Consider the following 24,570-nt stretch of genomic DNA (forward strand, 5'->3'; position numbering starts at 1 on the left):
ACCGCCATCACGAGCGTCAGCGCAACCACTCATCGCGGCGGCCGGCCACGAACTCCTCGTCGAGCAGCTCCGGGAACTGTGCCCTGGCCCGGCCGATCAGGTCGGCCTGCCCCGGCGACAGCGCCTCGCCGGGATCGAGGCAGCGCGCCGACGTGAGCAGCCCCTGTTGCCGGAGCACCTCGTTGACCCCCGCCACGCACCCGGCGAAGTCGTGGTCGACGTCGAACACGGCCGCGTTGACCTCGACCAGGTCGGTCGCCTCGGTGAGCAGGTCTGAGCCGACGGCGTCGGCCGCGACTGCTGCCCGGGCGCGCCGGACCAGCCCGACGGCGGCCCGGGTACCGACCGCCCACTGCCCGAGCAACCCACCGGCGGCACGGACCTCACGGTCGCCGCGGCGGTACGGCGTGATCAGGTCGTGCACGATCGCGTCGTCGTTGCCGGTCAGCAGCGCCACCTCTGCCCAGCGATCGTGGTCGAGCAGCGCCCGGACCACGTCGTTGGTCCGGTACCTGTCGAACGGCGCGGTCTTGACCGCGATCACGGACTCCAGATCGAACAGGGCGCTCCAGTAGTCGCGCCCGAGTGGCCCGCCTCCCACGCTGTCCTGTAGGTAGAAGCCGATCGTGGGTAGGACCTCCCCAACGGCGCGGGCGCGTTCGAGCAGGGCCCGCTCGCCGCCATCCGACAGACCCCACGGGCTGAGCAGCACCGCGTGATAGCCGGCGGCCACCGCCGCCTGCGCCTCTGCGACGGCTTGCTCGGTGTCCCCGACCAGCCCGGCGATCAACATCGTGTCTGGGGCGAGCTCGAGCGTGGTGGCCGCGGCAAGGTCCCACACCTCGCGCAACGCGCCCGGATCCGCATGCAGTTCGAACTGGGTGGTGTGCACCCCCACCGCCAGGCCGTCAGCACCGGACTCGAGGTAGTACCGGGTCAGCGCCCGCTGGGCCTGAAGATCGATGTCGCCGTCGGCCGTGACGGCCAACGGGTGGGCGGGGATGACCACACCGCCACGCAGACGCTCCTGAAGGCGCATCAGAACTTTCCCTCCCGCTGCTGGAACTTGGTGGCCTTGCCGAGCTGGCGCCCGCCGTCGGCCACCCACTCCCCCACCCAGCGCACCAGCCGGCGCAACGGCACACTCGGATAGCCGTACCGGTCATGGCACTCACCGGCGTCGCTCAGGAGGGCATCGGTGGACTCCTCGCCGGCCAGTACGGGCGCGCTGCCCATCACTTCGCCCAGCAGGGTGGCGATCCGGCGCACCGAGACCGTCTCCGGCCCGGTGGCGTTCAGGACGTGTGGTGGTACCCCGGCGAGCTCGATGCTGCGCAACGCCCACGCGTTGATGTCGCCCTGCCAGGCCACGTTCACCGCCGGCATCGTGACGTCCACCGGATCACCGGCGGCGATCTTCGTGGCGATGTCGGCGATGACCCCATAGCGCAGCTCGCAGGCGTAGTTCAGCCGGAAGATCGTGGTCGGGGTCCCCCAGGTGTGCGCTGCGTTGGTGAAGATCCGCTCCCTGGCCAGCCCGGACTGTGCGTACTCGCCCACCGGTCCCGGCGGGTCGGACTCGATCGAGCCGCCGTGAGCCAGTGGCGTGAGGGGATAGACGTTCCCCGTCGAGTACGCCATCGTGGGAACGCCCCGGTAGCGATCGGCCACGAGCACGGGGATGGCCGCGTTCGACCACCAGGTCTGGTGCTCGGCACCGGTGGTGCCGAACTTCATCGCGGCGAGGAAGAACACGGCTGCCGCATCGGGCAGCGCGGCGTAGCTCGCCGGCTCGGCCAGGTCCGCGCGGTGCACTCGCACCCCGTGCGCCTCGAGCGACTCGGCCGCGACCGGGTCGGAGAACCGGGACACGGCGATCACCCTGGCGTCGGAGCCCACCTCGGTGAGCGCGCGCTTGGCCATCCGCGCCATCGTCGGACCGATCTTGCCGCCGGCACCGAGCAGCACGATGTCGCCGCTCACCGCCGCGAGCGCGGCACCCACGCCGGGTCCTGGCCGGGAGAGCAGATCGTCCAGGTCGGCCTCGTCCACGGGCCGGGTCATCTCGGTCACAGGAGGTTCCTCACGTAGGTGACGGCGAGCAGGGTCAGGAAGAGCACGCCGATGACGGCGAGCACCAACTGCGGTGTGCGCAGGCGCAGCGCGCCACGGTCCCGATGCCGGGAGAGGGCCACCAGGACCACGCCGATCAGGGGGACGAGCAGGATCGTCACCGCCTGCGCGGTGAGGATCAGCTGCACCGGGATGCCCCCGAACGCCACGGCCACCACTCCGCCGAGCACCAGCACCAATGTGATGCAGAGCTTCACCCGCTTCGACTCCAGGCCGCCGGCCTCGATCCCCAGCGCACCGGCGAGCATGCTGCCGCCGATGGTGCTGTTGCCGATCAGCGAGGAGAACGCCGCCGCCCAGAGGCCGAGCGCGAACAGGACCGTGGCCCATTGTCCGATCGCCGGTTCGAGGATCGTCGCCATGTCCGCCGGGGACGTGACCGAGAGCCCGGCCGGGTTCAGCACGGCCGCCGCAGCGATCATGATGACGGTCGAGAGCGTACCGAGGATCAGGGTGCCGACCACCGCGTCCCGGCGAGCCACCTGGTAGTCGTCGACGCCCCAGCCCTTCTCGCGGACGAGCTGGATCTGGTAGAACGCGCCGACCACCGAGAAGGTGGTGGCCACGGCGCTGACGACGACCGCCGACGAGCCGGTCGGGACGCTCGGCACGAGGCCGGCGACCAGAGCACCGAGGTCCGGGGCGGAGACCACGGCCGTGACCACGAAGATCACGAGCATCACCAGGATGATCACGATCATGGTGCGCTCGAGATACTTGTAGAACGACCGCAGCCACAGGAACCCGATCGCCGCGAGCGTGAACACCGCCGCGAACACCGCGGTGCTGCCACCGAAGAGCACGTTCCCGGCCGCGCCGGTGCCGACGGAGTTCCCTGCCTGGAACGACGCGGTGACGGCGAACGCGCCGAGTCCGACGAGCACGCCGACGACGCGCCCCATCCGACGCGATACGGTTCCGATCGGACCGGTGTCCGTGGTCAGACCGATCCGTACGGACAGGTCCACGAAGCAGAGCATCAGCACCGTCGCGATGACCGGGACCCAGACCAGGTCATAGGCGAACTCCGCCCCCATCGAGCTGGCCGTGGTCACGCTGCCCGGGCCGAAAACCAGTGCCGCGGTGATGAAGGCCGGACCGAGACGACCCGGCACGCGGACCCGCGATTCGGCAGGCGGAGAACTCGTAGACATGTAGAAAGCCTTTTCTCAGGGGATAGATGATGAAACTATGACCGTGGACACATCGCCGTCAACCCCGCGCGCCGGAGGTCTGTCGAATCGGTGACGAGCCGCCCGATGCCATAACCTCCTGGCATGGCCGTCAACCTGCGTGACGTCGCGCGCCGCGCCGGGGTGTCCGTGCCGACGGCGTCCCGGGTGCTCTCCGGCAGCGACTACCCCGTGGCCACCGCCTTGCGCGAGCGGGTCGAGCAGGCCGCACGTGACCTCGACTACGTCCCGAACGCGCAGGCGCAGGGCCTGCTCGGCGGCGCCGCCCGGACCGTCGGAGTCCTGGTCGGCACCGTCGACGACCCGTACTTCTCCGAGATCGTGAACGGCATCCACGAGGTCGCCACGGACCGTCAGCTGCTGGTCACGATCTGCAGCACCGAACGGGACGTAGATCGTGAGCTCGAGTACTTCCGACTGCTGCAGGCGCATCGGACCGGCGTGGTGATCATCGCGGGCTCGGGTCGCACGGACGATCGCTACGGCACGATGATGGCCGCCCGGTCCCGCTCCTTCGAGGCGGCCGGCGGGCGGGTGGTGGCGATCGGGCATCCGTACTTCGATGTCGACCACGTGCTCGTGGACAACGCCGCCGGCGGTCGCAGGCTCGGCGAGCACCTGGTCGCTCTGGGCCACCGCGACGTCGGGGTGCTGGTGGGCGTGGCCGAGGTGAGCTCAACCGTCGAACGCGTCGACGGTATCCGTTCGGCCATCGAGGCCGTGGGCGGGTCCGTCACGTTGCGCCAGGGTGCGCCCACGCGGGACGAGGGCTATGCGGGCGCGGGTGCGTTGCTGGCCGGCCGGCCCGACCTGACGGCTCTCGTGGGAACCGCGGACCAGATGGCGATCGGGGCCATGTCCTGGCTGCGCGAGCACGGCCGGGCCGTGCCCGAGGATGTCTCGGTCGCAGGTTTCAACGACATCGCGGTCTCCCGAGACCTGAACCCGGGACTCACCTCGGTACGGTTGCCGTTACGCGCGATGGGCGCTGCGGCGCTCGAGATCGCGCTCGCCCCGGCGCCCTCGACGCAACCGGTGATCCGTGAACTGGGCACGGAACTGATCGTGCGCGGCTCCACCGGCCCGGCGCCGGGCACCCGAATCCGGGGGTGAGCCGGGTCGGGAGCCCGCGCGCCGCTCACACGGAGAAGTACTTCGCCTCCGGGTGGTGGAACACGATCGCGTCGGTGGACTGCTCCGGGTGCAGCTGCAGTTCCTCGGAGAGCTCGACCCCGATCCGGTCGGCGCGGAGGAGGTCCACGATCTTGCGGCGGTCCTCCATGTTCGGGCAGGCCGGGTAGCCGAGGGAGTAGCGGGCGCCGCGGTAGGCCACCTTGAACATGCCGTCCAGGTCTGCCGGGTCCTCGGCGGCGAAGCCGAGCTCCTCGCGGACCCGGGAGTGCCAGAACTCGGCGAGCGACTCGGTCAGCTGCACCGAGAGCCCGTGCAGCTCCATGTAGTCGCGGTAGGCGTTGGCCGCGAACAGCCGTGCCGTGTGGTCGTTCACGGCCGCACCGACGGTGACGAGCTGGAACCCGACGACGTCGATCTCGCCGGACTCACGTGGCCGCACGAAGTCGGCCAGGCACAGGTGCCGGTCCCGCCGCTGCCTGGGGAACGTGAACCGCATCCGCTCCGTGCCGGGTTCACCCCCGGAGCCGCCGTCGGGACCCTCGTGGTGCAGGATGACCATGTCGTCGCCCTCGGACACGGCCGGGAAGTACCCGTAGACCACGGCCGGGGCGAACATCTCCTCGGTCTGGATGCGGTCCAGCCAGTCCCGCAGCCGCGGCCGTCCCTCTGTCTCGACCAGCTGCTCGTAGGACAGCTCGCCGTCGCGGGACGGCTTCAGACCCCACTGCCCCATGAAGGTGGCACGCTCGTCGAGGAACGCGGCGTAGTCGGCGAGCTTGATGCCCTTGACGATCCGGGTGCCCCAGAACGGCGGGGTCGGGATCGGGTTCGTCAGGGTCACGTCCGAGCGGGCCGGCAGGTCCTCGGGCGGGGTCTCGTCGACCGTCACCTTCGCGTGGATGCGCTTCTTCAAAGCGGGGAGCCCGACGGCGTCGCGCGCCTCCCCGCGCGCGACCCGGACGAGCGGCTCCATCAGGCGCAGGCCTTCGAAGGCGTCCCGGGCGTAGCGGACCTCGCCCGGGTACTGGCCGGCGAGGTCGTCCTCGACGTACACGCGGGTCAGGGCGGCGCCGCCGAGCAGCACCGGGTACTTCTCGGCGAGACCACGGGCGGCGAGCTCGGCGAGGTTCTCCTTCATCACCACCGTGGACTTCACCAACAGGCCGCTCATCCCGATGACGTCCGCGTTGTGCTCCTCGGCGGCCTCGATCATCGCCGAGACCGGCTGCTTGATCCCGATGTTGACCACCGTGTAGCCGTTGTTGGTGAGGATGATGTCGACGAGGTTCTTGCCGATGTCGTGTACGTCGCCGCGCACGGTGCCCAGGACGATGGTGCCCTTGCCCGCCTCGTCCGTCTTCTCGATGTACGGCTCGAGGTAGGCCACCGCCGACTTCATGGCCTCGGCGGACTGCAGCACGAACGGCAGCTGCATCTCGCCACGGCCGAACAGTTCGCCCACCACCTTCATGCCCTCGAGGAGGTGGTCGTTGATGATCGCGAGCGCGCTCCAGCCCTCGCCGAGCGCAGCCTCGAGATCGGCGTCCAAGCCCTTCATCTCGCCGTCGATGATGCGACGCTGCAGCCGCTCCCCGAGGGGCAGGGCCGCCAGTTCCGCGGCCCGCTGGTCCTTCAGGGCGGCCGAGTCGACGCCCGAGAACAGGTCGAGCAGGTGCGCGAGCGGGTCGTGCGTCATCGCGCCGGTCTCGTCGAACTCGCGACGGTCCCAGACCAGGTCGAGTGCGGCCTGGCGCTGCTCGTCGGGGATCTTCGCGAGCGGCAGGATCTTCGCGGCGTGCACGATCGCGGAGTCGAGCCCGGCCTGGACCGCCTCGTGCAGGAACACCGAGTTGAGGACCACCCGGGCCGCCGGGTTGAGCCCGAACGACACGTTCGAGACACCCAGGGTGGTGTGCACGCCGGGATACTTCGCCTTCAGCGCCCGGATCGCCTCGATCGTCTCGATGCCGTCCCGGCGGGTCTCCTCCTGGCCGGTCCCGATCGGGAACGTGAGCGTGTCGACGATGATGTCCTCGATCGCCATGCCCCAGGTCCCGGTCAGCTCCTCGATAAGGCGGGTCGCGATGTCCACCTTCGTCTGCGCCGTGCGGGCCTGGCCCTCCTCGTCGATGGTGAGGGCGATGACGGCGGCGCCGTGCTCCTTCACGATCGGCATGACCCGGGCGTAGCGGGAGCCCGGACCGTCGCCGTCCTCGAAGTTCACCGAGTTGACCACGGCCCGGCCGCCCACGAGTTCCAGCCCGGCGCGGACCACCTCGGGCTCGGTCGAGTCGATCACCAGCGGCAGGGTGGACGCGCTGGCCAACCGGGAGATGACCTCGCGGGCATCGGCGACGCCGTCCCGCCCCACGTAGTCGACACAGACGTCCAGCAGGTGTGCACCGTCACGGGTCTGGGCCCGGGCGATCTGCACGCACTCGTCCCAGTCCTCCGCGAGCATCGCCTCCCGGAACGCCTTGGACCCGTTCGCGTTCGTGCGCTCACCGATGGCGAGGAACGAGGCGTCCTGGTCGAAGTCGACGTGGGTGTACAGGCTCGCCACACCCTGCTCGGGCTCCGGCGAGCGGGCCACCACGGGGCGGCCGCCGACGCGCTGGACCACCTCCGCGAGGTGCTCGGGGGTGGTACCGCAGCAGCCACCGACCAGGCCGAGGCCGAACTCCGTCACGAACTGCTCGTGCGCGAGACCGAGTTCGGTGGGGGTGAGCGGGTAGGAGGCACCGTTCGCACCGAGCACCGGCAGTCCGGCGTTCGGCATACAGGTGACCGGCAGGTCGGCGTGCCGGGCGAGGTGGCGCAGGTGCTCGCTCATCTCCGCCGGCCCGGTGGCGCAGTTCAGCCCGATCGAGTCGATGCCGAGGGCGCGCAGGGTGGTCAGCGCGGCCCCGATCTCCGAACCCATCAGCATGGTGCCCGTGGTCTCCACGGTGACCTGGGCGAAGATCGGCAGCTCGGTGCCCGACTCCGCCATGGCGGCCTTGGCGCCGTTGATGGCGGACTTCGTCTGCAGGAGGTCCTGGCTGGTCTCGACCAGGATCGCGTCCGCGCCGCCGGCGATCAGGCCCGCGGCCTGCTGGGCGAACGTGTCCCTGAGGTGGGCGTAGGTGGTGTGCCCAAGACTTGGCAGCTTCGTGCCGGGCCCCATCGACCCGAGCACCCAGCGGGGATGGTCGGGGGTGGAGTTCTTCTCGGCGCTGCGCCGCGCGATCCGGGCGCCGGCCTCGGCGAGCTCGAAGATCCGGTCGTCGATGTCGTAGTCGGACAGGTTCGACCAGTTCGCGCCGAACGTGTTCGTCTCGACGCAGTCCACGCCGACGGCGTAGTACGCGTCGTGCACGGACTCGATGACGTCGGGCCGGGTCACGTTCAGGATCTCGTTGCAGCCTTCGAGGCCCTGGAAGTCGTCGAGGGTCAGGTTGGCGTCCTGCAGCATGGTGCCCATGGCACCGTCGGCGACGACCACCCGGGTGCTGATGGCGTGCTTCAGTGCGGCGGCGCGTTCGGGGAGCATCCCCCGAGTCTAGGCGGCTGCGGCGCCGTCCGAGCACGAGTCACGACACTGTGGGCCGGAGCACCTCCAGCAGCCTGGACACCGACCCGCCGAGGCCCCACCGGTCCACGAGTTCGGTGAGCGCCGCCGGGTCCCGGGGCACCGGATAGCCCGGCCCGCTCCCCGGCAGCGCGGTATCGACCTCGCCGAGGTTGATCCGGCGCGCGACCGCGACCACCTCCGGAGCCACGTCCAGGTAGTCCGAGGCGGCCTTGATCTTGGTGCGCACCCCGGCTGCGAGAGGCGTGCCCGGGTCCGCGGCGGCGGCCCGGATCCCGGCCAGGTCGCCGAAGCTCGCGAGCAGCGACGCCGCGGTCTTCTCCCCCACCCCGGCCACCCCGGGCAGCCCATCCGAGGAGTCCCCGCGCATCGTCGCGAAGTCGGCGTACTGATCCGGCCGGACCCCGTACTTCTCCACCACGACGGCGTCCGTGAGGACCTCGTGCCGGCCCACCCCGCGCGCGGTGTACAGCACCCGCACCGGGCCGCCGGCAGCGCCGTCCTCGACGAGCTGGAACAGGTCCCGGTCCCCGGTGACCACGTCCACCGGCATGCCCGCATCCGTGGCCAGGGTGCCGATGACGTCATCGGCCTCGTAACCGTCCGCGCCGACGATCCGGATCCCGAGGGCCTCGAGGGTCGCCACGATGATCGGGATCTGTACCTGGAGCGGGTCCGGCACCTCCTCGACGTCCGAGCCGCCGGGGACGACCTCCTCGACCCGGTGGGCCTTGTAGGACGGGATCAGGTCAACCCGCCACTGCGGCCGCCAGTCGTTGTCCCAGCAGCAGACGAGATGGGTCGGCCGATACTGGTCGACCAGCCGGGTGATGAAGTCCAGCAGCCCGCGCACCGCATTGACCGGTGTGCCATCGGGTGCCGTCATCGAATCGGGAACGCCGTAGAACGCACGGAAGTACAGGCTCGCGGTGTCCAGGAGCATCAGTCGGTCCATGTCGCCGAGTCTGTCACGGCGCGCGGACATCGCCCGTCGTGCACGTTCGCGCCACTGCTCGGGAGCGTCCGTGACGACGGCCGCGTCGATGCCGTACAGGCGCGCATCGGTGAGCACCTGGAGGAACGTGCCGAGCTCGGACTCGGCGTCGACGAGGAGTACCTCGGGGTCGGTGAACACGAGGACGTGCCGGCCGGTGCCCACCGGCCGTCCGGAGTGGGGCAGCCCTGGGCGGGGTGCCCCACGTCGCTGCGGGCCGAGCCGGTCAAGACCGAGCAGGCAGTCGAACAGGGCATCCCAGTTGCGGCCGAACCAGTCCGGGAACTCGAGCACACGCGCGATCTCACCGAGCAGGTCGGACTTGGTGCGGCAGCGGCCGCCATCGATCAGATGCCACACATCGTGGGCGCCACCGGTCGGTGCGCCGTCGTGGCCCGGACCTGTGGCCCCGACCGGAACAGTCCTCATGCGGCCGGCCGAATCCGGCCGGCCACGATGCGCGGACGCGGGACGCGGGTTCCACCAGCGGGCCGGATCACCCGGTCGAGTCTGGCACACGGGTCCCGCGGCCGTGCGGGCCAGGACGGCCGGGCCGCGCAGGTCCCGTGATCGAAACGCAATCTCGGTGTGCTAGACATCACACCACAAAGGATGTGACAAGCATCACCGGGAGTTCGTGTACCCACGAACCCAGAGATCGCAAGAAGGATGTGGAACATGGCTACAGCCAGCTTCCGGCGTCGGGGCCTGAGCGTGGTCGGCACTGCCGCCGCCCTCGCCCTCGTGCTCGCCGCCTGCGCCGAGACCGAGGACCCGAACGCCGATGAGGGCACCGGCGGCGACACCGGTGGTGCCATCACGGTCGGCACCACCGACGTGATCATCGCGCTGGACCCGGCCGGGTCCTATGACAACGGGTCCTGGGCCGTGATGAACCAGGTGTACCCGTTCCTGATGAACTCCCCGTACGGCTCGCCGGACGTGGAGCCGGACATCGCCGAGTCCGCCGAGTTCACCGCCCCGACCGAGTACACCGTGGTGCTCAAGCCCGACCTGACCTTCGCGAACGGCCACGCGCTGACCGCCTCGGACGTGAAGTTCACGTTCGACCGCCAGGTCGCCATCAACGACCCGCAGGGCCCGGCCTCCCTGCTCTACAACCTGGAGAGCACCGAGGTCGTCGACGAGACCACGGTCGTGTTCCACCTGCTGAGTGAGAACGACCAGATCTTCCCGCAGATCCTGGCCTCCCCGGTGGCCCCGATCGTGGACGAGGAGGTGCTCTCCGCGACCGAGGTGACGCCGTCGGCCGACATCGCCGAGGCCGAGGCGTTCGCGGGCCAGTACTCGATCAGTGACTACGTGGAGAACGAGGTGATCCGCTACACGGCGTTCGAGGACTACGCCGGCCTCCTGCCGCCGGCGGTGACCGACGAGATCACGGTGCAGTACTTCGCCGAGGAGACCTCGCTGAAGCTGGCGGTGCAGGAAGGCGACGTCGACGTGGCGTTCCGGTCGATGAGCCCCACCGACATCGGCGACCTGCGCACCGACGACTCCGTGGTGGTCCACGACGGGCCCGGTGGGGAGATCCGCTACATCGTGTTCAACTTCAACACCCAGCCGTTCGGTGCCACCACCGCCGAGGCCGATCCTGCGATGGCACTGGCCGTCCGGCAGGCCGTCGCCCACCTGATCGACCGCAACGCGCTGTCCGAGGAGATCTACCAGGGCACCTACACGCCGCTGTACTCCTACATCCCGGAGGGCCTGACCGGTGCGAACACGGCGCTGCAGGATCTCTACGGTGACGGCGAGGGCGGCCCCGACGCCGATGCGGCCGCGGCAGTACTCGCCGATGCGGGCGTGACCACCCCGGTGACGCTGAACCTGCAGTACAGCCCGGACCACTACGGCGCCTCCTCCGACGAGGAGTACGCCATGATCGAGGCGCAGTTGGAGGCGACCGGCCTGTTCGACGTGCAGCTCAACTCCACCCTCTGGGATGCCTACTCGGCCGAGCGCACCCAGGACCTGTACCCGGCCTACCAGCTCGGCTGGTTCCCGGACTACTCGGACGCGGACAACTACCTGTCCCCGTTCTTCCTCACCGAGAACTTCCTCGGCAATCACTACGACAACCAGGAGGTCAACGACCTGATCCTGGCGCAGGCCACCACCGTCGACGAGGCCGAACGCACCGCGCTGATCGAGCAGGTGCAGGACCTGGTCGCCGCCGATCTGTCCACGGTGCCGTACCTCCAGGGCGCCCAGGTGGCTGTCGCGGCGGCGGACATCACCGGCGTCGCGGACACGCTGGACGCGTCCTTCAAGTTCCGGTACGCGGCCCTGGGCCGCTGAGCCGGAGACCGGGTGCCGGTGCCGCCGCGCGGTGGCACCGGCACTCGTGACGCCGCCGGAACGCCTGCGAAAGAGGTCCAAGTGTGACGATCGTCGACGATCGCACGGTGGGTTCGACCGCCACAGTCCGGAGCAAGGGCTCCGGACTCGGCGGCTACATCCTCACCCGTTTCCTACTCATCATTCCGACCGTGTTCATCCTGGTCACCCTCGTCTTCTTCCTGATGCGGGTGGTCGGGGACCCGATCACGGCATCCGTGGGCGACCGGCTCACGGCCGCGCAGCTCGCGGAGCGGCTCGCCGACGCGGGCTTCGACCGGCCCCTGCACGTGCAGTACTTCGAATACCTCGGTCAGATCTTCACCGGCGACTTCGGGCGCACTCTCACCGACAACCGGGCGATCTCCGAGATCCTGGTCACCTACGGCACGGCCACGCTCGAGCTGGCCATCTACGCCCTGATCGTGGCGCTCACGGTGGGCATCCCGTTCGGGATGCTCGCGGCCCAGCTGCGGGACCGGTGGCCCGATGCGGTGCTCCGGGTGATGGCCATCCTCTTCTACGCCACGCCGGTGTTCTTCGCCGGCCTCCTGCTGAAGCTGGTGTTCTCGGTCTGGCTGGGCTGGTTCCCGCTCAGCGGCCGGGCCACCTCCAGCACCCAGCTGACCCTCAGCGGGATCAGCGGATCGTCCGGCATCAACATGCTGGACGCGCTGCGCACCGGACGGATGGATCTGATCGGGGACGTGGCCGCTCACGCGGTGCTGCCCGCGATGGCCCTCGGCCTGCTCACCGCCGGGGTGTTCCTGCGCCTGGTGCGGACGAACCTGATCGGCACCCTCGGGCGCGACTACGTGGACGCGGCCCGGTCGCGTGGCGTGAGCGAGTCCCGCCTTGTCCGCAAGCACGCCTACCGGCCGGCACTGATCCCGATCATCACCGTGATGGGCATGCAGATCGCGTTGCTGCTGGGCGGGGCCATCCTCACCGAGAGCACGTTCGAGTGGCGCGGGCTCGGCTTCCAGCTGGCGCAGTACCTGGGCGCCCGTGATTTCGTGGCGGTGCAGGGCATCGTCGCCATGCTGGCCGTGATCGTCGCCGTCACGAACTTCATCGTGGACGTGGCCGCGGCGCTGATCGACCCGAGGGTGAGGTACTGATGAGCGAACGGCTGCTGACCGAGAGCGAGGTGCCCGGGCCAATCGAGGAACCCGTGGTGGTGCACGGCACCTCTGCCGAGCCGCGGTGGAAGAAGCTGCCCCTGGTCTGGCAGCTGCGGCGAAGCGTCGGCCTGCAGCGCGGCATGCTCGTGGCGGGTCTGGCGCTGTGCGTGCTGTTCCTGCTGCTGGCCGTGTTCGCCCCGCTGATCGCGCCCTACTCCTACAACCAGCTCTCCGGGCCGGACGGGAACTTCCCCCGCCAGGCGCCCCCCTCGGCCGAGTTCGTCTGGGGCACCACGGTGGGCGGCTACGACGTGTTCTCCCGGGTGATCTGGGGCGCGCGGACGGCGCTGCTGGTCGTCGTGGTGGCGATCATCGGATCCCTGTTCCTCGGGGTCCTGCTGGGGCTGGTCTCCGGCTACCTCGGCGGCTGGCTGGATCGGGTGCTGGTCACCATCGCGGACGCGATCTACGCGTTCCCGTCCCTGCTGCTGGCGATCGTGCTGTCCATCGTCATCTCCGGCGGTCGGGCCAGCTTCCTCGGTGGCATCCTCGCGGCCGGCCTGTCCATCACCGTGGTGTTCGTGCCGCAGTACTTCCGGGTGGTGCGCGCCGAGACGGTACGCCTCAAGGCCGAGCCCTTCGTGGAGTCGGCCCGCGTGATCGGCACCTCCACGCCGCGCATCCTGACCCGGCACGTGCTCCGCAACTCGACCCGGTCCCTGCCGCTGATCCTCACCCTGAACGCCTCCGAAGCCATCCTCACCCTGGCCGGACTCGGCTTCCTCGGGTTCGGCATCAACCCGACGGCGGGCGCCGAATGGGGCTACGACCTGAACCGGGCGATCTCCGATGTGGCGAGTGGCATCTGGTGGACCGGTGTGTTCCCCGGCGCCGCCATCGTGCTGCTGGTGCTCGGCGTCACCCTGGTCGGCGAGAGCCTGAACGACCTCTCCGATCCCCGGCTGCGGATCCGACGGCGGGTCAAGGGCGTGCTCACCATCCCACCGCCGGAGCCGGCCACCGAAGGAGCATCGACATGAGCGCCGTCGTGGACATCAAGGACCTGCACGTCACCTTCGCCACGGACGGGGATCCGGTCACCGCCGTCGACGGGGTGAGCCTGCAGGTGCAGCCCGGTGAGGTGCTCGCCATCGTCGGCGAGTCCGGCTCGGGCAAGACGGTCACGGCGAAGACCATCCTGCGGCTGCTCCCGGAGACGGCCACGGTCGACGGCGCCGTGATCCTGGCCGGCAACGATGTGGTGACCCTCGGTGCCACCGAGATGCGGCGGGTCCGGGGCCGGGACGTGGCCATGGTGTTCCAGGAACCTTCGGCCGCGCTGAACCCGGTCTACACGGTGGGCTGGCAGATCGCCGAGGGGCTGCGTGCCCATGGCGCCGTCTCCAAGAAGGACGCCCGCCGCCGTGCCATCGAGGTTCTGGACCGGGTGGGCATCCCGGACGCGGAGATCCGGGTGGATCAGTACCCGCACCAGTTCTCCGGCGGACAGAAGCAGCGCATCGTCATCGCGATGGCGCTCGTCCTCGGCCCCAAGGTCATCGTCGCCGACGAACCGACAACGGCGCTGGACGTGACCGTGCAGGCCGAGATCCTGGACCTGCTGCGCCGGGTCCGGGACGAGTTCGGCTCCTCGATCGTGCTGATCACCCACAACATGGGTGTGGTCGCCGATCTCGCGGACCGGGTCGCGGTGATGTACCAGGGCAAGCTGGTGGAACAGGCCAGTGCACTCGAGCTGTTCGCCCGACCGCAGCATCCGTACACGCGCGCGCTGCTCGCCGCGGTGCCGCGGCTGCAGGCGCACACGAACGAGCCCGACGGCGGCCCTGCCGCTGCGACGTCGGCCGGCGCGCCCGCGGTGGCCGCCGTCGTGGCCGCCCAGGATCTGGAAGTGGTCTACCCCGGGCGGTTCGGTCGGAGCGGGTTCCGCGCCGTCAACCGGGTCAGCCTGCAGATCGCGCCCGGCGAGGTGGTCGGCCTGGTGGGTGAGTCCGGCTCCGGGAAGACGACGATCGGGCGGGCGATCGCCGGTCTGACCCCGGCCACCGGTGGCTCGTTGCAGGTCCTCGGCCACGAGATGGTCGGGTTCCGCGAGCGCGAGTTCCGCCCCCTGCGGGCACGTCTCGGGTTCGTGTTCCAGGATCCGGCCACGAGCTTCAACCCGCTGCTGACGATCGGTGACTGCGTGGCCGAGCCCCTGGTGGTGCACGGCCGGTTCCCGGACGTGAACGCGGCCCGGGACCGGGTCCACGAGCTGCTCGATGCGGTGCACCTGCCCACCCAGTACGCCGGCCGCTACCCGCACGAGCTCTCCGGCGGGCAGCGCCAGCGGGCCAGCCTGGCCCGGGCGCTCGCCCTCGATCCCGAGTTGCTGATCGCGGACGAGCCCACGTCGGCGTTGGACGTCTCGGTGCAGGCGAGGGTGCTCGAGGTGTTCGCGGAGCTGCAGGGACGCCTCGGGTTCGCGACGTTGTTCATCAGCCACGACCTCGCCGTGGTGGCGATGGTGGCGGACCGGGTCGGTGTGCTGCACCGGGGCGAACTGGTGGAGGAGGGCACCAGCGAGCAGGTGCTCGGTGCACCGACGCACCCGTACACGCAGCGCCTGCTCGCGTCGGTACCGGTACCGGACCCGGTGGTACAGAAGGAGCGGCGACTCGCCCTGGCCGAGCTCGAGGGCTGACGCTCGGCGGGTGTGGCCGGACCGGGGGTGGTAGCCGTCAGCGGCTCCGGGTGGCCCAGAACGCGACCGCCGCGGCGGCTGCGACGTTCAAGGAGTCCACGCCACCGGCCATCGGGATCCGCACGGTCCGGTCGCACGCCGCGATGGTTCGGGCCTTGAGCCCGTGCCCCTCGGCGCCGAGCACCATGGCGAGCCGCTCCGGCGGGTCGTCCGCGAGCTCGTCCAGGGTGATCGAGTCGTCGTCGAGCGCCAGGGCGGCCGTGACGAACCCGGCGTCGCGCAGTGCGTCGATCCCGTCGGGCCAAGGGTCCACGCGCGTCCACGGCACCTGGAACACGGTGCCCATCGAGACCCGCACGGACCGCCGGTAGAACGGGTCGGCGCACCGGGGTGTGACCAGCACCGCATCCACCCCGAGCCCGGCGGCGCTGCGGAACGCCGCGCCGACGTTCGTGTGGTCCACGATGTCCTCGAGGATCGCGACCCGCCGAGCCCCGGCCACGATCTGCGCCACCGGCGCGAGGGCGGGGCGGTGCATGGCCGCGAGCGCACCGCGGTGCAGGTGGAAGCCGGTGATCTCCTGGAGCAGGTCCTGCTCGGCCAGGTAGACCGGGATGTCCCCGTGCTCCCCGGCACCGACCTGCGCCAGCAGCGGCTCCAGGTCCGGGAGCCACTTGGGCTCGAGCAGGAAGGAGCGGGGCCGGTGCCCGGCTGCCACGGCCCGGCCGATCACCGTGGAGCTCTCGGCGATGTACATGCCACGCTCGGGCTCGCTGCGCGAGCGCAGCGCCACGTCGGTCAGGCTGGTGTAGTCGGCGAGTTCGGCGGATCCGAGATCAGTGAGTGGGACGATCGGCACGCCCGCGAGACTAACGGGTGATCAGCCGGCGCCGCATGGGTCGTCCGCCGGAGGCGATCCGATCCCGGGCGGCGAACTCGATCGCGTTCGCGTAGTGCTGGGTCACCTCGGCGTTGACCGCATCCCAGGTCCGGGGTGCGGTGGACTCCCGCGCCGCGAGGCCCATCATGGTGCGGCGCACCGGGTCTGCGACAAGGGTGGCGACCGCTCGTCGCATCGCGGCCAGGTCACCCGGCGGGAAGAGGAAGCCGTTCTGCCCGTCCGCGATCAGGTCGATCGGCCCGCCCCGTGCCGGTGCCACCGCGGGCACGCCGCTGGCCTGGGCCTCCTGGATGGTCTGGGCGAACGTGTCCATCTCACCGGTGTGCACGAACACGTCGAGGCTGGCCATCATGCGGGTCAGATCCGCGCCCTCGAGCCGACCGGTGAAGGTCGCGTCCGGCAGTGCCCGCATGATCTGGTCACGGCGCGGCCCGTCGCCGACCACCACCAGGCGCACGCCCGGCAGGTTCTGCAGCACGGCCAGGTCCTCGACCTGTTTCTCCCGCGCCAGCCGGCCGACATACCCGACCACGACCTCGTCCCCGCGCGCCACCGTGGCCCGCAGAGCGTCGTCGCGGTGCACCGGCGAGAACCGGTCCCGGTCCACCCCGTGCGGCCAGACCGCGACCCGGTGCACGCCCCGGTCGATCAGCTGGTTGCAGGCGTACGACGACGGCGCGAGCGAGAGCGTGGCGCTCTTGTGGATGTCCTCGATCCGGCGCCACAGCAGCGGTTCGATCTGGCGCACCTTGTACCGCTTCGCGTAGCTGGGCACCTCGGTCTGGTACACCGCTACGGACGGCAGACCGAGTGACTGCGCTGCCCCGATCGCCTGCCAGCCGAGCACGAACGGCGCGGCCAGGTGCACCACGTCCGGACCGAAGTAGCGCAGGTGCTCCTCAAGGGTCCGTACCCGCGGGTTGGACAGCCGCATCTCGGCGTAGCCCGGCAGCGGCACCGCCCGGTAACGACGCACGGTCGCGCCGGCGTACTCGGCGACGGCGTGCTCGCCACGGCCCGGGGCCGGCGCCAGGACCAGCACGTCCTCGCCCCGCACGTCCAGGTACTCCAGCAGCCGCAGCAGGGTCACGGTCACCCCGTTGGCCTGGGGAAGGAACGACTCGGCTACCACGGCGATGCGCATAGGCCGATCGTGGCAGAAGCGGGCCGCGTAGCGTATCCACCGCGCGGGTGATGTCACCCGACGCGTTGTCGAACTTCAGGTGTACGACGGCGTCAGTCCACCTCGGCCGCGGCCGCGGCGAACTGGGCCTGGTACAGGCGGGCGTAGGCGCCGCCGGCCGCGATCAGCTCGTCGTGGTTGCCCTTCTCGACGATCGAGCCCTGCTCCATCACCAGGATGATGTCGGCATCCCGGATGGTGGAGAGCCTGTGCGCGATGACGAAGCTGGTGCGCCCGCGCCGGAGCGCGTTCATGGCCTCCTGGACGAGTACCTCGGTGCGGGTGTCCACCGAGGAGGTGGCCTCGTCGAGGATGAGGATCGCGGGGTCCGCCAGGAACGCCCGCGCGATGGTCAGGAGCTGCTTCTCCCCCGCGCTGACCGCGGTGCCGTTGGTGCCCTCGTCGTCCAGCCTGGTCTCGTAGCCGTCCGGCAGGGTCCGTACGAACGGGTCCACGTGGGTGGCCTCGGCGGCGGCGACGAGCTCGGCCTCGGTCACTTCGCGGTGGGTGCCGTAGCTGATGTTGTCCGCGATGGAGCCACCGAACAGCCAGGTGTCCTGCAGGACCATGCCGATGTTCGAGCGCAGCCCGGCGCGGGTCAGGTCGCGGGTGTCCACGCCGTCGATCGTGATCCGACCACCGTCCACCTCGTAGAACCGCATGATCAGGTTCACCAGGGTGGTCTTGCCGGCCCCGGTCGGGCCGACGATCGCGATAGTCTGCCCGGGCTCGGCCACGAAGGACAGGCCCTCGATCAGCGGCCGCTCCGGTGTGTAGCTGAAGGACACGTCCTCGAACGCGACCCGGCCCTGGACCGTCTCCAGCGTGGCCGGGGCTACCGGGTCCGCGGACTCCTCCGGCGCGTCCAGCAGTTCGAAGACACGCTCGGCCGAGGCTGCCCCGGACTGCAGCAGGTTCATCATCGAGGCGATCTGGGTGATCGGCTGGGAGAACTGGCGCGAGTACTGGATGAAGGCCTGCACGTCACCGAGGCTCATCTGTCCGGACGCCACCCGGAGTCCACCGACCACGGCCACCACCACGTACCCGAGGTTGGACACGAAGCCCATCACGGGCTGGATGGTGCCGGTGATGAACTGCGCCTTGAAACTGGCCTCGTAGAGTTTCGTGTTCTCCTGCTCGAACGTCTGCCGGGCGGTCGCCTCGTGGCCGAAGACCTTCACGAGGGAGTGCCCGGTGTACATCTCCTCGACGTGCGAGTTCACGGTGCCGGTGCGCTTCCACTGCTCCACGAACTGGGGCTGGGAGCGCTTGGCGATCTGGGCGACCACCACGGCCGACAGCGGGATCGTCACGAGCGCCACCAGTGCCAGGATCCACGAGATGTAGAACATCATGAACAGCACGCCGACCACGGTCAGCACCGAGGTGATCAGCTGTGAAAGCGACTGCTGCAACGTCTGGGCGATGTTGTCGATGTCGTTCGTGACCCGGGAGAGCACCTCACCGCGGGCCTGCTTGTCGAAGTAGCTGAGCGGCAGCCGCGCCAGCTTCGTCTCGGAGCGTTCCCGCAGGTCGTAGACGGTCTGCTGGACCACCTTGGTCGTGATCCGGCCCTGCAGCCAGCTGAACAGGAACGACGCGGCATACACGGCCAGGACCACGCCGAGCAACTGGGCGAGCCGGGTGAAGTCGATGCCCTGCCCGGGGATCAGGTTCGGCATCCCGCTGATCAGGTCCGCCTGGGCGTCCATCCCCTGCGACCGCAGGTACTCGACCAGTTCCGGCTGGGTCAGGCCCGGCTCGAACTGGCTCCCGATGAAGCCCTCGAAGATGGCGTTCGTCGCGTTCCCGAGCAACTTCGGGCCGACCACGACGAGCGCCGTGGAGACGACGCCGAACCCGATCGCCACGATGACCGCGACCCGCTGGGGACGCAGCTCCGAGACGATCCTTCGCAGGGTGCCGCCGAAGTTCATCGCCTTCTCGGCCGGCATCCCGATCCCGCCGCCGGGGCCGTGCGCCTGGGGCCGGCGCGCCGCGGGCTTGACCGAAGCCTTCAGCTCGGAGTCGTCTGCGCGCTCGCCGCTGGTGACATCGCGATCGTCGGTGCTCATGCCGCCTCCGCCGCGGTCAGCTGGGAGGAGACGATCTCCTGGTAGGTCTCGTTCGTCGCGAGGAGCTCTTCGTGCGTGCCCCGGCCCACCACCCGGCCGTGCTCGAGCACCAGGATCTGGTCCGCGTCCCGGATCGTCGAGACCCGCTGGGCCACGATGATCACGCTGGCGTCCCGCGTCCGCGGTCTCAGCGCCGACCGCAGCGCCGCGTCCGTGGCGTAGTCCAACGCGGAGAAGGAGTCGTCGAACAGGTAGATGGAGGGCTTGCGGATCAGGGCTCGCGCGATCGCCAGGCGTTGGCGCTGCCCACCGGAGACGTTCGTGCCGCCCTGCGCGATCTCCGCCTCCAGGCCGCCGTCCATGGACCGGACGAAGTTCTCGGCCTGCGCCACCCTCAGCGCGTCCCACATCTCCTCGTCGGTGGCGTCCTCACGCCCGTACCGCAGGTTCGAGGCGACCGTCCCGGAGAACAGGTACGGCTTCTGCGGGATCAGCCCGATCTCCCCGGTGATGATCTCCGGGGCGATGTCCCGCACGTCGATCCCGTCGATGCGCACGGCACCCTCGGAGGCGTCGAACAGCCGGGGTACCAGGTTCAACAAGGTGGTCTTGCCGGAACCTGTGGACCCGATGATCGCCGTTGTCCGGCCAGGCTCGGCCCGGAACGAGACCCCGTGCAGCACCGAGGCCTCGGCCCCCGGGTAGTGGAAGTCGACGGTGTCGAACTCCACGGCGCCGCGCACCTGGGCGGGCCGCTTCGGGTCGAGGGGTGCCAGCACGGTCGGTTCCGATCCGAGGACCTCGTCGATCCGCTCACCCGAGACCACGGCCCGCGGAGCGAACATGAACATCATCGTCGCCATCATCACGGCGAACAGGATGAACATCAGATAGCTGAGGAACGCCACGATGGACCCGATCTCCATCGCACCAGAGTCCACACGCTGGGCGCCGAACCACATCACTCCGACGGATGCGACGTTCACGATCAGCATGACCAGCGGGATCGCGAACGCGAGCACCCAGCCCACCCTGATCGCGACGTCCCGCAGCGCCGTGTTCGCCACGGCGAACCGGGCCTGCTCGTCGCCCTCCTTCACGAACGCCCGGACCACCCGGATCCCGGTGATCTGCTCGCGCAGGATCCCGTTGATGGAGTCGATCCGCTTCTGCATACTGCGGAAGTAGGGCACCATCCGGCCGGCCACGAGGGCCATGGTGCCGCCGAGCACCGGCACCACGACGACGAGCAGCAACGACAGCCCGGTGTCCTCCTGGACCGCCATGATGATGCCGCCGACGAGCATGATCGGCGCCGTGATGATCATGGTCAGGGACATGAACACGAACATCTGCACCTGCTGCACGTCGTTCGTGGAGCGGGTGATCAGCGACGGCGTACCGAGCGCGGACATCTCCTGGGCGGAGAAGTCCATGATCCGCCCGAACAGGGCCTCGCGCAGGTCACGCCCGAGGGCCATCGCCGTCCGCGCACCGAAGTAGATGGCGATCACGTTCGCGACCATCTGCACCAGCGAGATGCCCAGCATGATGGCGCCGGTGCGCATGATGAAGTCGGTATCGCCAGTGACCACACCCTGATCGATGATGCGGGCGTTCAGCGTCGGCAGGTACAGCGCGGCGAGCGTCTGTACCAGCTGCAGGACGCTGACGATCACGATCGCCGACGTGTACGGTCTCAGGAAGTTGCGGACCAGTCGAAGCACACGGTGACGTTACACCGCGAGCGCAGCTACTCCCCGTGTGGGCTCCACGGCTTCGCTGCCGGCGGAACCGGCTCGTCCGGCGGGGCCTGGCCGGCCTCGGCCGACCGGTTGAACGGTGCCCCGGTGTGCTCGCCGGCGGTGCTCGCCTCGGCTGTCGCCTCGTCCACCTGGCTCCGGGCCTCGCGCAGCGCTTCGGCGGGGTCCTGCAGGGATGTCTCGGGCAGGGCGATGTCCAGGCCCTCGATCATGTCCGGTCCTGGCTCGCGGGCCGCTCCCGCGTCCGAGGGGCCGTCGCCGCGACCACCGGTGGGAGCAGGCGGTGTCGTCCCGCCGCCACCGAACGCGGACGTGATGGAGCCGAGAGCCGCGGTGAACTCCGCCGGGACGACCCACAGCTTCGAGGACGAACCGTTCGCGATCTGCGGCAGCATCTGCAGGTACTGGTAGGCCAGCAGCTTGGGGTCGGCATCGCCACGGTGGATCGCGTCGAAGACCTGGAGGATCGCTCGCGACTCACCCTGGGCCCGCAGGATCGCGGCCTGAGCCGCACCCTCGGCCCGCAGGATGGAGGACTGCTTCTCACCCTCGGCGGTGAGGATCTGGGACTGCTTGACACCCTCGGCGGTGAGGATCGCCGCACGGCGGTCACGCTCGGCGCGCATCTGCTGCTCCATGGCGCCCTGCACGCTCTGGGGCGGGTCGATGGCCTTCAGCTCGACCCGGTTCACGCGGATCCCCCAGCGACCGGTGGCCTCGTCCAGCACCCCACGGAGCTGGCCGTTGATCTGGTCGCGGCTGGTCAGGGTCTGCTCCAGGTCCATCGAACCGATGATGTTACGGAGCGTGGTGACCGTGAGCTGCTCGATGCCCTGGATGTAGTTAGCGATCTCGTACGTCGCGGACTTCGGGTCGGTGACCTGGAAGTAGATCACCGTGTCGATGCTGACCACGAGGTTGTCGGAAGTGATCACGGGCTGGGGCGGGAACGGGACGACCTGCTCACGCAGGTCGACGCCGGCCCGGACGCGGTCCACGAACGGGATCAGCAGGTGCAGCCCGGCGTACATGGTCGTCTGGTACCGCCCGAGCCGCTCGACGATGAGTGCCACGGCCTGGGGCACGATCCGGATCGCGCGGCGGGCCGCCACGACCACGAAGATCACCACCAGGATCAGGATGATCGCTCCGACTACCTGACCGAAATCCATCAGCTACCCCTACTCTCCTCTGGCCCGCAGATCGGGCCGTGCGTGTGTGGAAGGTCGTCGGTCAGTAACCGGGACCGGGCGTTCCGTACGGCTGACTCGGGTTCTGCGGCACGGCCTGCGCCGTGACCACGGCGGTCGCGCCCTCGATGCGGACGACGGAGACCACCGAGCCGACGCCCAGCACCACTCCGGGCTGGTCCACGCGCGCGGTCCAGACCTCACCGACCAGCTTGACCCGGCCGGACTGCTGGGTCACGTCCGCCAGCACCGTGGCGGTGCGGCCGGTGAGTGCGGAGATGTTCGTGTCCGCCTCCGGGGTGGTCTTCTTCAGGTGCGCCAGCGCCCACGGCCGGACCGCGAAGATCAGCAGGATCGAGACGGCGGCGGCCACGAGAGCGGACACCCAGAACGGGGCACCGAGACCGGCCGCGATCGCGCCGGCCACCGCCCCGCCGGCGAGCATCAGGAACAGCAGGTCCACGGTGAGCATCTCGACGACCCCGAGCAGCAACGCCGCTCCGAGCCACCACAGCCAGCCGTAATTCATCGCTGCCTCCCCTCACCTGTCGCCTTTGAGTGCAGTGTAAAGGAAGTTTAAAGCACGTGGCGACGTTCAGGCTCACGCTCGTCACGGGTGAGGGCCCGCGCGCTCCACCGCTCGCCGTGCCGCTCGACCAGCAGGTCGAGTCCGAACGTGCGGGAGAGGTCCTGCGGGGTCATCACGTCCTCGAGACGTCCGGAGGCCTCGACCTTCCCGTCCCGCAGCAGCAGACCGTCGGTGAATCCGGGCGGGATCTCCTCGACGTGGTGGGTGATCAGGATGAGCACGGGTGAGTACACGTCCGCAGCGAGCTCACCGAGGGCGGCGACGAGCTCCTCCCGGCCACCGAGATCGAGGCCGGCACCCGGCTCGTCGAGGATGAGCACCTCGGGATCGGTCATCAGGGCCCTGGCGATCTGGACGCGCTTGCGCTCGCCCTCCGAGAGCGTTCCGAAGAGTCGGCCGCTCAGGTCCGCCACGTCGAACGCACCCAGCAGATCGTGTGCACGCCCGACGTCGAGTGTCTCGTAGTTCTCCCGCCACCGACCGGTGACACCGTAGGAGGCGGTGAGGACGACGTCCAGGACGGTCTCGCCGCCCGGGATCCGGTCGGCCAGCGCCGCGCTGGCAAGGCCGATCCGCGGGCGCAGCTCGAACACGTCGACGGCGCCCATCCGCTCGCCGAGAATCTCCACCTGGCCCGCGCTCGGGTGCATCCGTGCCGAGGCGAGCTGCACGATCGTGGTCTTGCCGGCCCCGTTCGGGCCGAGCACCACCCAACGCTCGCCCTCCTCGACCGACCAGTTCACGCCGTCGAGAATGGTCTTGGTCCCGCGACGGACGCTCACGTCGTCGAACTGCAGCACGTCACCCATGACTCCTGACCCTAATTGACCTAGGTTCTGCGTGTGACCATCGACGTGCCGCGCAGCGTGCTGGCCGCGCTCTGGGTCGACGCGCTGCGCGACCCGGACGCCCGGACCTCCGTCTCGGACGCCCTCGCCGCGATCATCGGCGAGGACGAACCGCACACGGTCGACGGCGGTGGCTCGCTCGCTGAGCTGCTGCTGCGGGCGGGCGATGCTCAGGTCGTCGCGGCGCTGCCGAGCCCGGGCCAACCGCTCGCCCTCGGCGGCCCGGCCGGGGAGCTGGCCATGGAGGTCGGCGAGGCGCTCGTGGTGTCCGGCCGGCAGGTCGGGCCGCCGACCGGCACGGACGCCGCCACCGGGTCCTTCGTCGCGGTGCCGATCGTGACCGAGTTCGGCTCGATGCTCGAGCCCGGTGCGATGGTGGTGTGGCAGGTGTTCACCGGCGCGGCCGGGCCCCCCGCGGTGGACTCCCTCGGCGAGGCACGCGCGGGGCTCGCCGAGGCGCTGAACGTCGCCATCGAAGCGCTCGGCCGGATGGATGTGGCGCGGTGGCGCGAGGAGGCCGCCGAGGAGATCTCGATGCTGGCATCGTCCGTGGTACCCCCGGCGCTTGAGATCCGGCTGCCCCCCGATCAGGACCCCCGCCGCACCGACCTGCTGGCCCGCGCGGCCAGGCTCACCGCGATCGTCGAACTCGCCCGCACCGACGACGGTGCGGCGGTGAACGCCTGGCAGGCCGATCAGCGCTCGGCCGCGCTCCGGCACGTCGCCGCGGCAGCCCGGCGCGCGCTGACCGCGGCGAGCGCGAGCGCGCCGCGGCCGGGCTGACGCGGATCCGTGATCGCGGCG

18 protein-coding genes and 1 pseudogene are annotated in these 24,570 nt (G+C 70.0%); 6 read left to right on the forward strand and 13 right to left on the reverse strand.

What is annotated here, in order from left to right; genetic code table 11:
- Positions 1–16: 16 nt before the first annotated feature.
- From HALOF300_RS22940 to HALOF300_RS22950, 3 genes are read right to left on the reverse strand one after another with little or no spacing between them, the layout of a single operon-like run.
- Positions 17–1,039, reverse strand: coding sequence for a dihydrodipicolinate synthase family protein (locus HALOF300_RS22940; RefSeq protein WP_156743217.1), 1,023 nt, complete (start codon positions 1,037–1,039; stop codon positions 17–19).
- A complete protein-coding gene (locus HALOF300_RS22945) occupies positions 1,039–2,064 on the reverse strand; it encodes an NAD-dependent epimerase/dehydratase family protein (RefSeq protein ID WP_156743263.1) in 1,026 nt (341 codons plus the stop codon). Before HALOF300_RS22945 ends, HALOF300_RS22940 begins: the two co-directional genes overlap by 1 nt.
- A gap of 5 nt (positions 2,065–2,069) precedes the next feature.
- On the reverse strand, positions 2,070–3,287 hold the full coding sequence (locus tag HALOF300_RS22950) for an Nramp family divalent metal transporter (protein WP_156743218.1): 1,218 nt from the start codon (positions 3,285–3,287) through the stop codon (positions 2,070–2,072).
- Between the two features lie 123 nt (positions 3,288–3,410).
- Between HALOF300_RS22950 and HALOF300_RS22955 the strand changes: the two genes are divergently transcribed.
- Complete coding sequence (locus HALOF300_RS22955) at positions 3,411–4,439, forward strand: LacI family DNA-binding transcriptional regulator (protein ID WP_156743219.1); 1,029 nt, start codon at positions 3,411–3,413, stop codon at positions 4,437–4,439.
- 25 nt (positions 4,440–4,464) lie between these two features.
- Here HALOF300_RS22955 and metH read toward each other — a convergent pair whose 3' ends face one another.
- From metH to HALOF300_RS27440, 3 genes and pseudogenes are all read right to left on the reverse strand, one after another.
- Positions 4,465–7,992, reverse strand: a complete 3,528-nt coding sequence (gene metH / locus HALOF300_RS22960) for a methionine synthase (protein ID WP_156743220.1) — start codon at positions 7,990–7,992, stop codon at positions 4,465–4,467.
- A gap of 40 nt (positions 7,993–8,032) precedes the next feature.
- The gene (locus HALOF300_RS22965; protein WP_231955715.1) at positions 8,033–8,974 is read right to left on the reverse strand and encodes a 5'-3' exonuclease; all 942 of its coding nucleotides are present in this window, start codon (positions 8,972–8,974) and stop codon (positions 8,033–8,035) included.
- 123 nt (positions 8,975–9,097) lie between these two features.
- A pseudogene (locus tag HALOF300_RS27440) lies at positions 9,098–9,454 on the reverse strand (barstar family protein); the annotation flags it as partial.
- Positions 9,455–9,703: 249 nt separating this feature from the next.
- On the opposite strand from HALOF300_RS27440, the gene HALOF300_RS22970 reads away from it, so the two are divergent.
- The 4 genes from HALOF300_RS22970 (at position 9,704) to HALOF300_RS22985 (ending at position 15,214) form a co-directional block, all read left to right on the forward strand.
- Positions 9,704–11,347: an ABC transporter substrate-binding protein gene (locus HALOF300_RS22970; protein ID WP_156743222.1), complete on the forward strand. Its 1,644-nt coding sequence runs from the start codon at positions 9,704–9,706 to the stop codon at positions 11,345–11,347.
- A gap of 107 nt (positions 11,348–11,454) precedes the next feature.
- On the forward strand, positions 11,455–12,507 hold the full coding sequence (locus HALOF300_RS22975) for an ABC transporter permease (protein ID WP_231955708.1): 1,053 nt from the start codon (positions 11,455–11,457) through the stop codon (positions 12,505–12,507).
- Complete coding sequence (locus HALOF300_RS22980) at positions 12,507–13,550, forward strand: ABC transporter permease (protein ID WP_156743223.1); 1,044 nt, start codon at positions 12,507–12,509, stop codon at positions 13,548–13,550. The genes HALOF300_RS22975 and HALOF300_RS22980 overlap by 1 nt, the downstream gene beginning before the upstream one ends.
- Positions 13,547–15,214, forward strand: a complete 1,668-nt coding sequence (locus tag HALOF300_RS22985; protein WP_156743224.1) for a dipeptide ABC transporter ATP-binding protein — start codon at positions 13,547–13,549, stop codon at positions 15,212–15,214. Before HALOF300_RS22980 ends, HALOF300_RS22985 begins: the two co-directional genes overlap by 4 nt.
- A gap of 37 nt (positions 15,215–15,251) precedes the next feature.
- Here HALOF300_RS22985 and HALOF300_RS22990 read toward each other — a convergent pair whose 3' ends face one another.
- The 7 genes from HALOF300_RS22990 to HALOF300_RS23020 form a co-directional block, all read right to left on the reverse strand.
- The gene (locus HALOF300_RS22990) at positions 15,252–16,073 is read right to left on the reverse strand and encodes a TrmH family RNA methyltransferase (protein WP_231955709.1); all 822 of its coding nucleotides are present in this window, start codon (positions 16,071–16,073) and stop codon (positions 15,252–15,254) included.
- Between the two features lie 10 nt (positions 16,074–16,083).
- Entirely contained in the window at positions 16,084–17,259 is a 1,176-nt protein-coding gene (locus tag HALOF300_RS22995) for a glycosyltransferase family 4 protein (RefSeq protein ID WP_156743225.1), read from the reverse strand.
- 92 nt (positions 17,260–17,351) lie between these two features.
- Positions 17,352–19,376, reverse strand: a complete 2,025-nt coding sequence (locus HALOF300_RS23000) for an ABC transporter ATP-binding protein (RefSeq protein ID WP_408637010.1) — start codon at positions 19,374–19,376, stop codon at positions 17,352–17,354.
- A complete protein-coding gene (locus HALOF300_RS23005; protein WP_156743226.1) occupies positions 19,373–21,103 on the reverse strand; it encodes an ABC transporter ATP-binding protein in 1,731 nt (576 codons plus the stop codon). Before HALOF300_RS23005 ends, HALOF300_RS23000 begins: the two co-directional genes overlap by 4 nt.
- A 26-nt stretch (positions 21,104–21,129) precedes the next feature.
- Entirely contained in the window at positions 21,130–22,311 is a 1,182-nt protein-coding gene (locus HALOF300_RS23010) for an SPFH domain-containing protein (RefSeq protein ID WP_156743227.1), read from the reverse strand.
- 61 nt (positions 22,312–22,372) lie between these two features.
- A complete protein-coding gene (locus HALOF300_RS23015; RefSeq protein ID WP_156743228.1) occupies positions 22,373–22,858 on the reverse strand; it encodes an NfeD family protein in 486 nt (161 codons plus the stop codon).
- Positions 22,859–22,905: 47 nt separating this feature from the next.
- Positions 22,906–23,727, reverse strand: coding sequence for an ABC transporter ATP-binding protein (locus tag HALOF300_RS23020; RefSeq protein ID WP_156743229.1), 822 nt, complete (start codon positions 23,725–23,727; stop codon positions 22,906–22,908).
- Between the two features lie 33 nt (positions 23,728–23,760).
- Between HALOF300_RS23020 and HALOF300_RS23025 the strand changes: the two genes are divergently transcribed.
- Entirely contained in the window at positions 23,761–24,549 is a 789-nt protein-coding gene (locus HALOF300_RS23025; protein ID WP_156743230.1) for a hypothetical protein, read from the forward strand.
- Positions 24,550–24,570 lie beyond the last annotated feature (21 nt).

Source organism: Occultella aeris (genome assembly GCF_902703175.1).
GTDB classification, from domain to species: domain Bacteria; phylum Actinomycetota; class Actinomycetes; order Actinomycetales; family Beutenbergiaceae; genus Occultella; species Occultella aeris.

What these genes read in the sequence shown, in the direction of transcription:
- HALOF300_RS22940 (WP_156743217.1), bottom strand. Translation starts at nt 1,039, where the DNA reads ATGCGCCTTCAGGAGCGTCTGCGTGGCGGTGTGGTCATCCCCGCCCAC.
- HALOF300_RS22945 (WP_156743263.1), bottom strand. Translation starts at nt 2,064, where the DNA reads ATGACCCGGCCCGTGGACGAGGCCGACCTGGACGATCTGCTCTCCCGG.
- HALOF300_RS22950 (WP_156743218.1), bottom strand. Translation starts at nt 3,287, where the DNA reads ATGTCTACGAGTTCTCCGCCTGCCGAATCGCGGGTCCGCGTGCCGGGT.
- HALOF300_RS22955 (WP_156743219.1), top strand. Translation starts at nt 3,411, where the DNA reads ATGGCCGTCAACCTGCGTGACGTCGCGCGCCGCGCCGGGGTGTCCGTG.
- metH (WP_156743220.1), bottom strand. Translation starts at nt 7,992, where the DNA reads ATGCTCCCCGAACGCGCCGCCGCACTGAAGCACGCCATCAGCACCCGG.
- HALOF300_RS22965 (WP_231955715.1), bottom strand. Translation starts at nt 8,974, where the DNA reads ATGCTCCTGGACACCGCGAGCCTGTACTTCCGTGCGTTCTACGGCGTT.
- HALOF300_RS22970 (WP_156743222.1), top strand. Translation starts at nt 9,704, where the DNA reads ATGGCTACAGCCAGCTTCCGGCGTCGGGGCCTGAGCGTGGTCGGCACT.
- HALOF300_RS22980 (WP_156743223.1), top strand. Translation starts at nt 12,507, where the DNA reads ATGAGCGAACGGCTGCTGACCGAGAGCGAGGTGCCCGGGCCAATCGAG.
- HALOF300_RS22985 (WP_156743224.1), top strand. Translation starts at nt 13,547, where the DNA reads ATGAGCGCCGTCGTGGACATCAAGGACCTGCACGTCACCTTCGCCACG.
- HALOF300_RS22995 (WP_156743225.1), bottom strand. Translation starts at nt 17,259, where the DNA reads ATGCGCATCGCCGTGGTAGCCGAGTCGTTCCTTCCCCAGGCCAACGGG.
- HALOF300_RS23000 (WP_408637010.1), bottom strand. Translation starts at nt 19,376, where the DNA reads ATGAGCACCGACGATCGCGATGTCACCAGCGGCGAGCGCGCAGACGAC.
- HALOF300_RS23010 (WP_156743227.1), bottom strand. Translation starts at nt 22,311, where the DNA reads ATGGATTTCGGTCAGGTAGTCGGAGCGATCATCCTGATCCTGGTGGTG.
- HALOF300_RS23015 (WP_156743228.1), bottom strand. Translation starts at nt 22,858, where the DNA reads ATGAATTACGGCTGGCTGTGGTGGCTCGGAGCGGCGTTGCTGCTCGGG.
- HALOF300_RS23020 (WP_156743229.1), bottom strand. Translation starts at nt 23,727, where the DNA reads ATGGGTGACGTGCTGCAGTTCGACGACGTGAGCGTCCGTCGCGGGACC.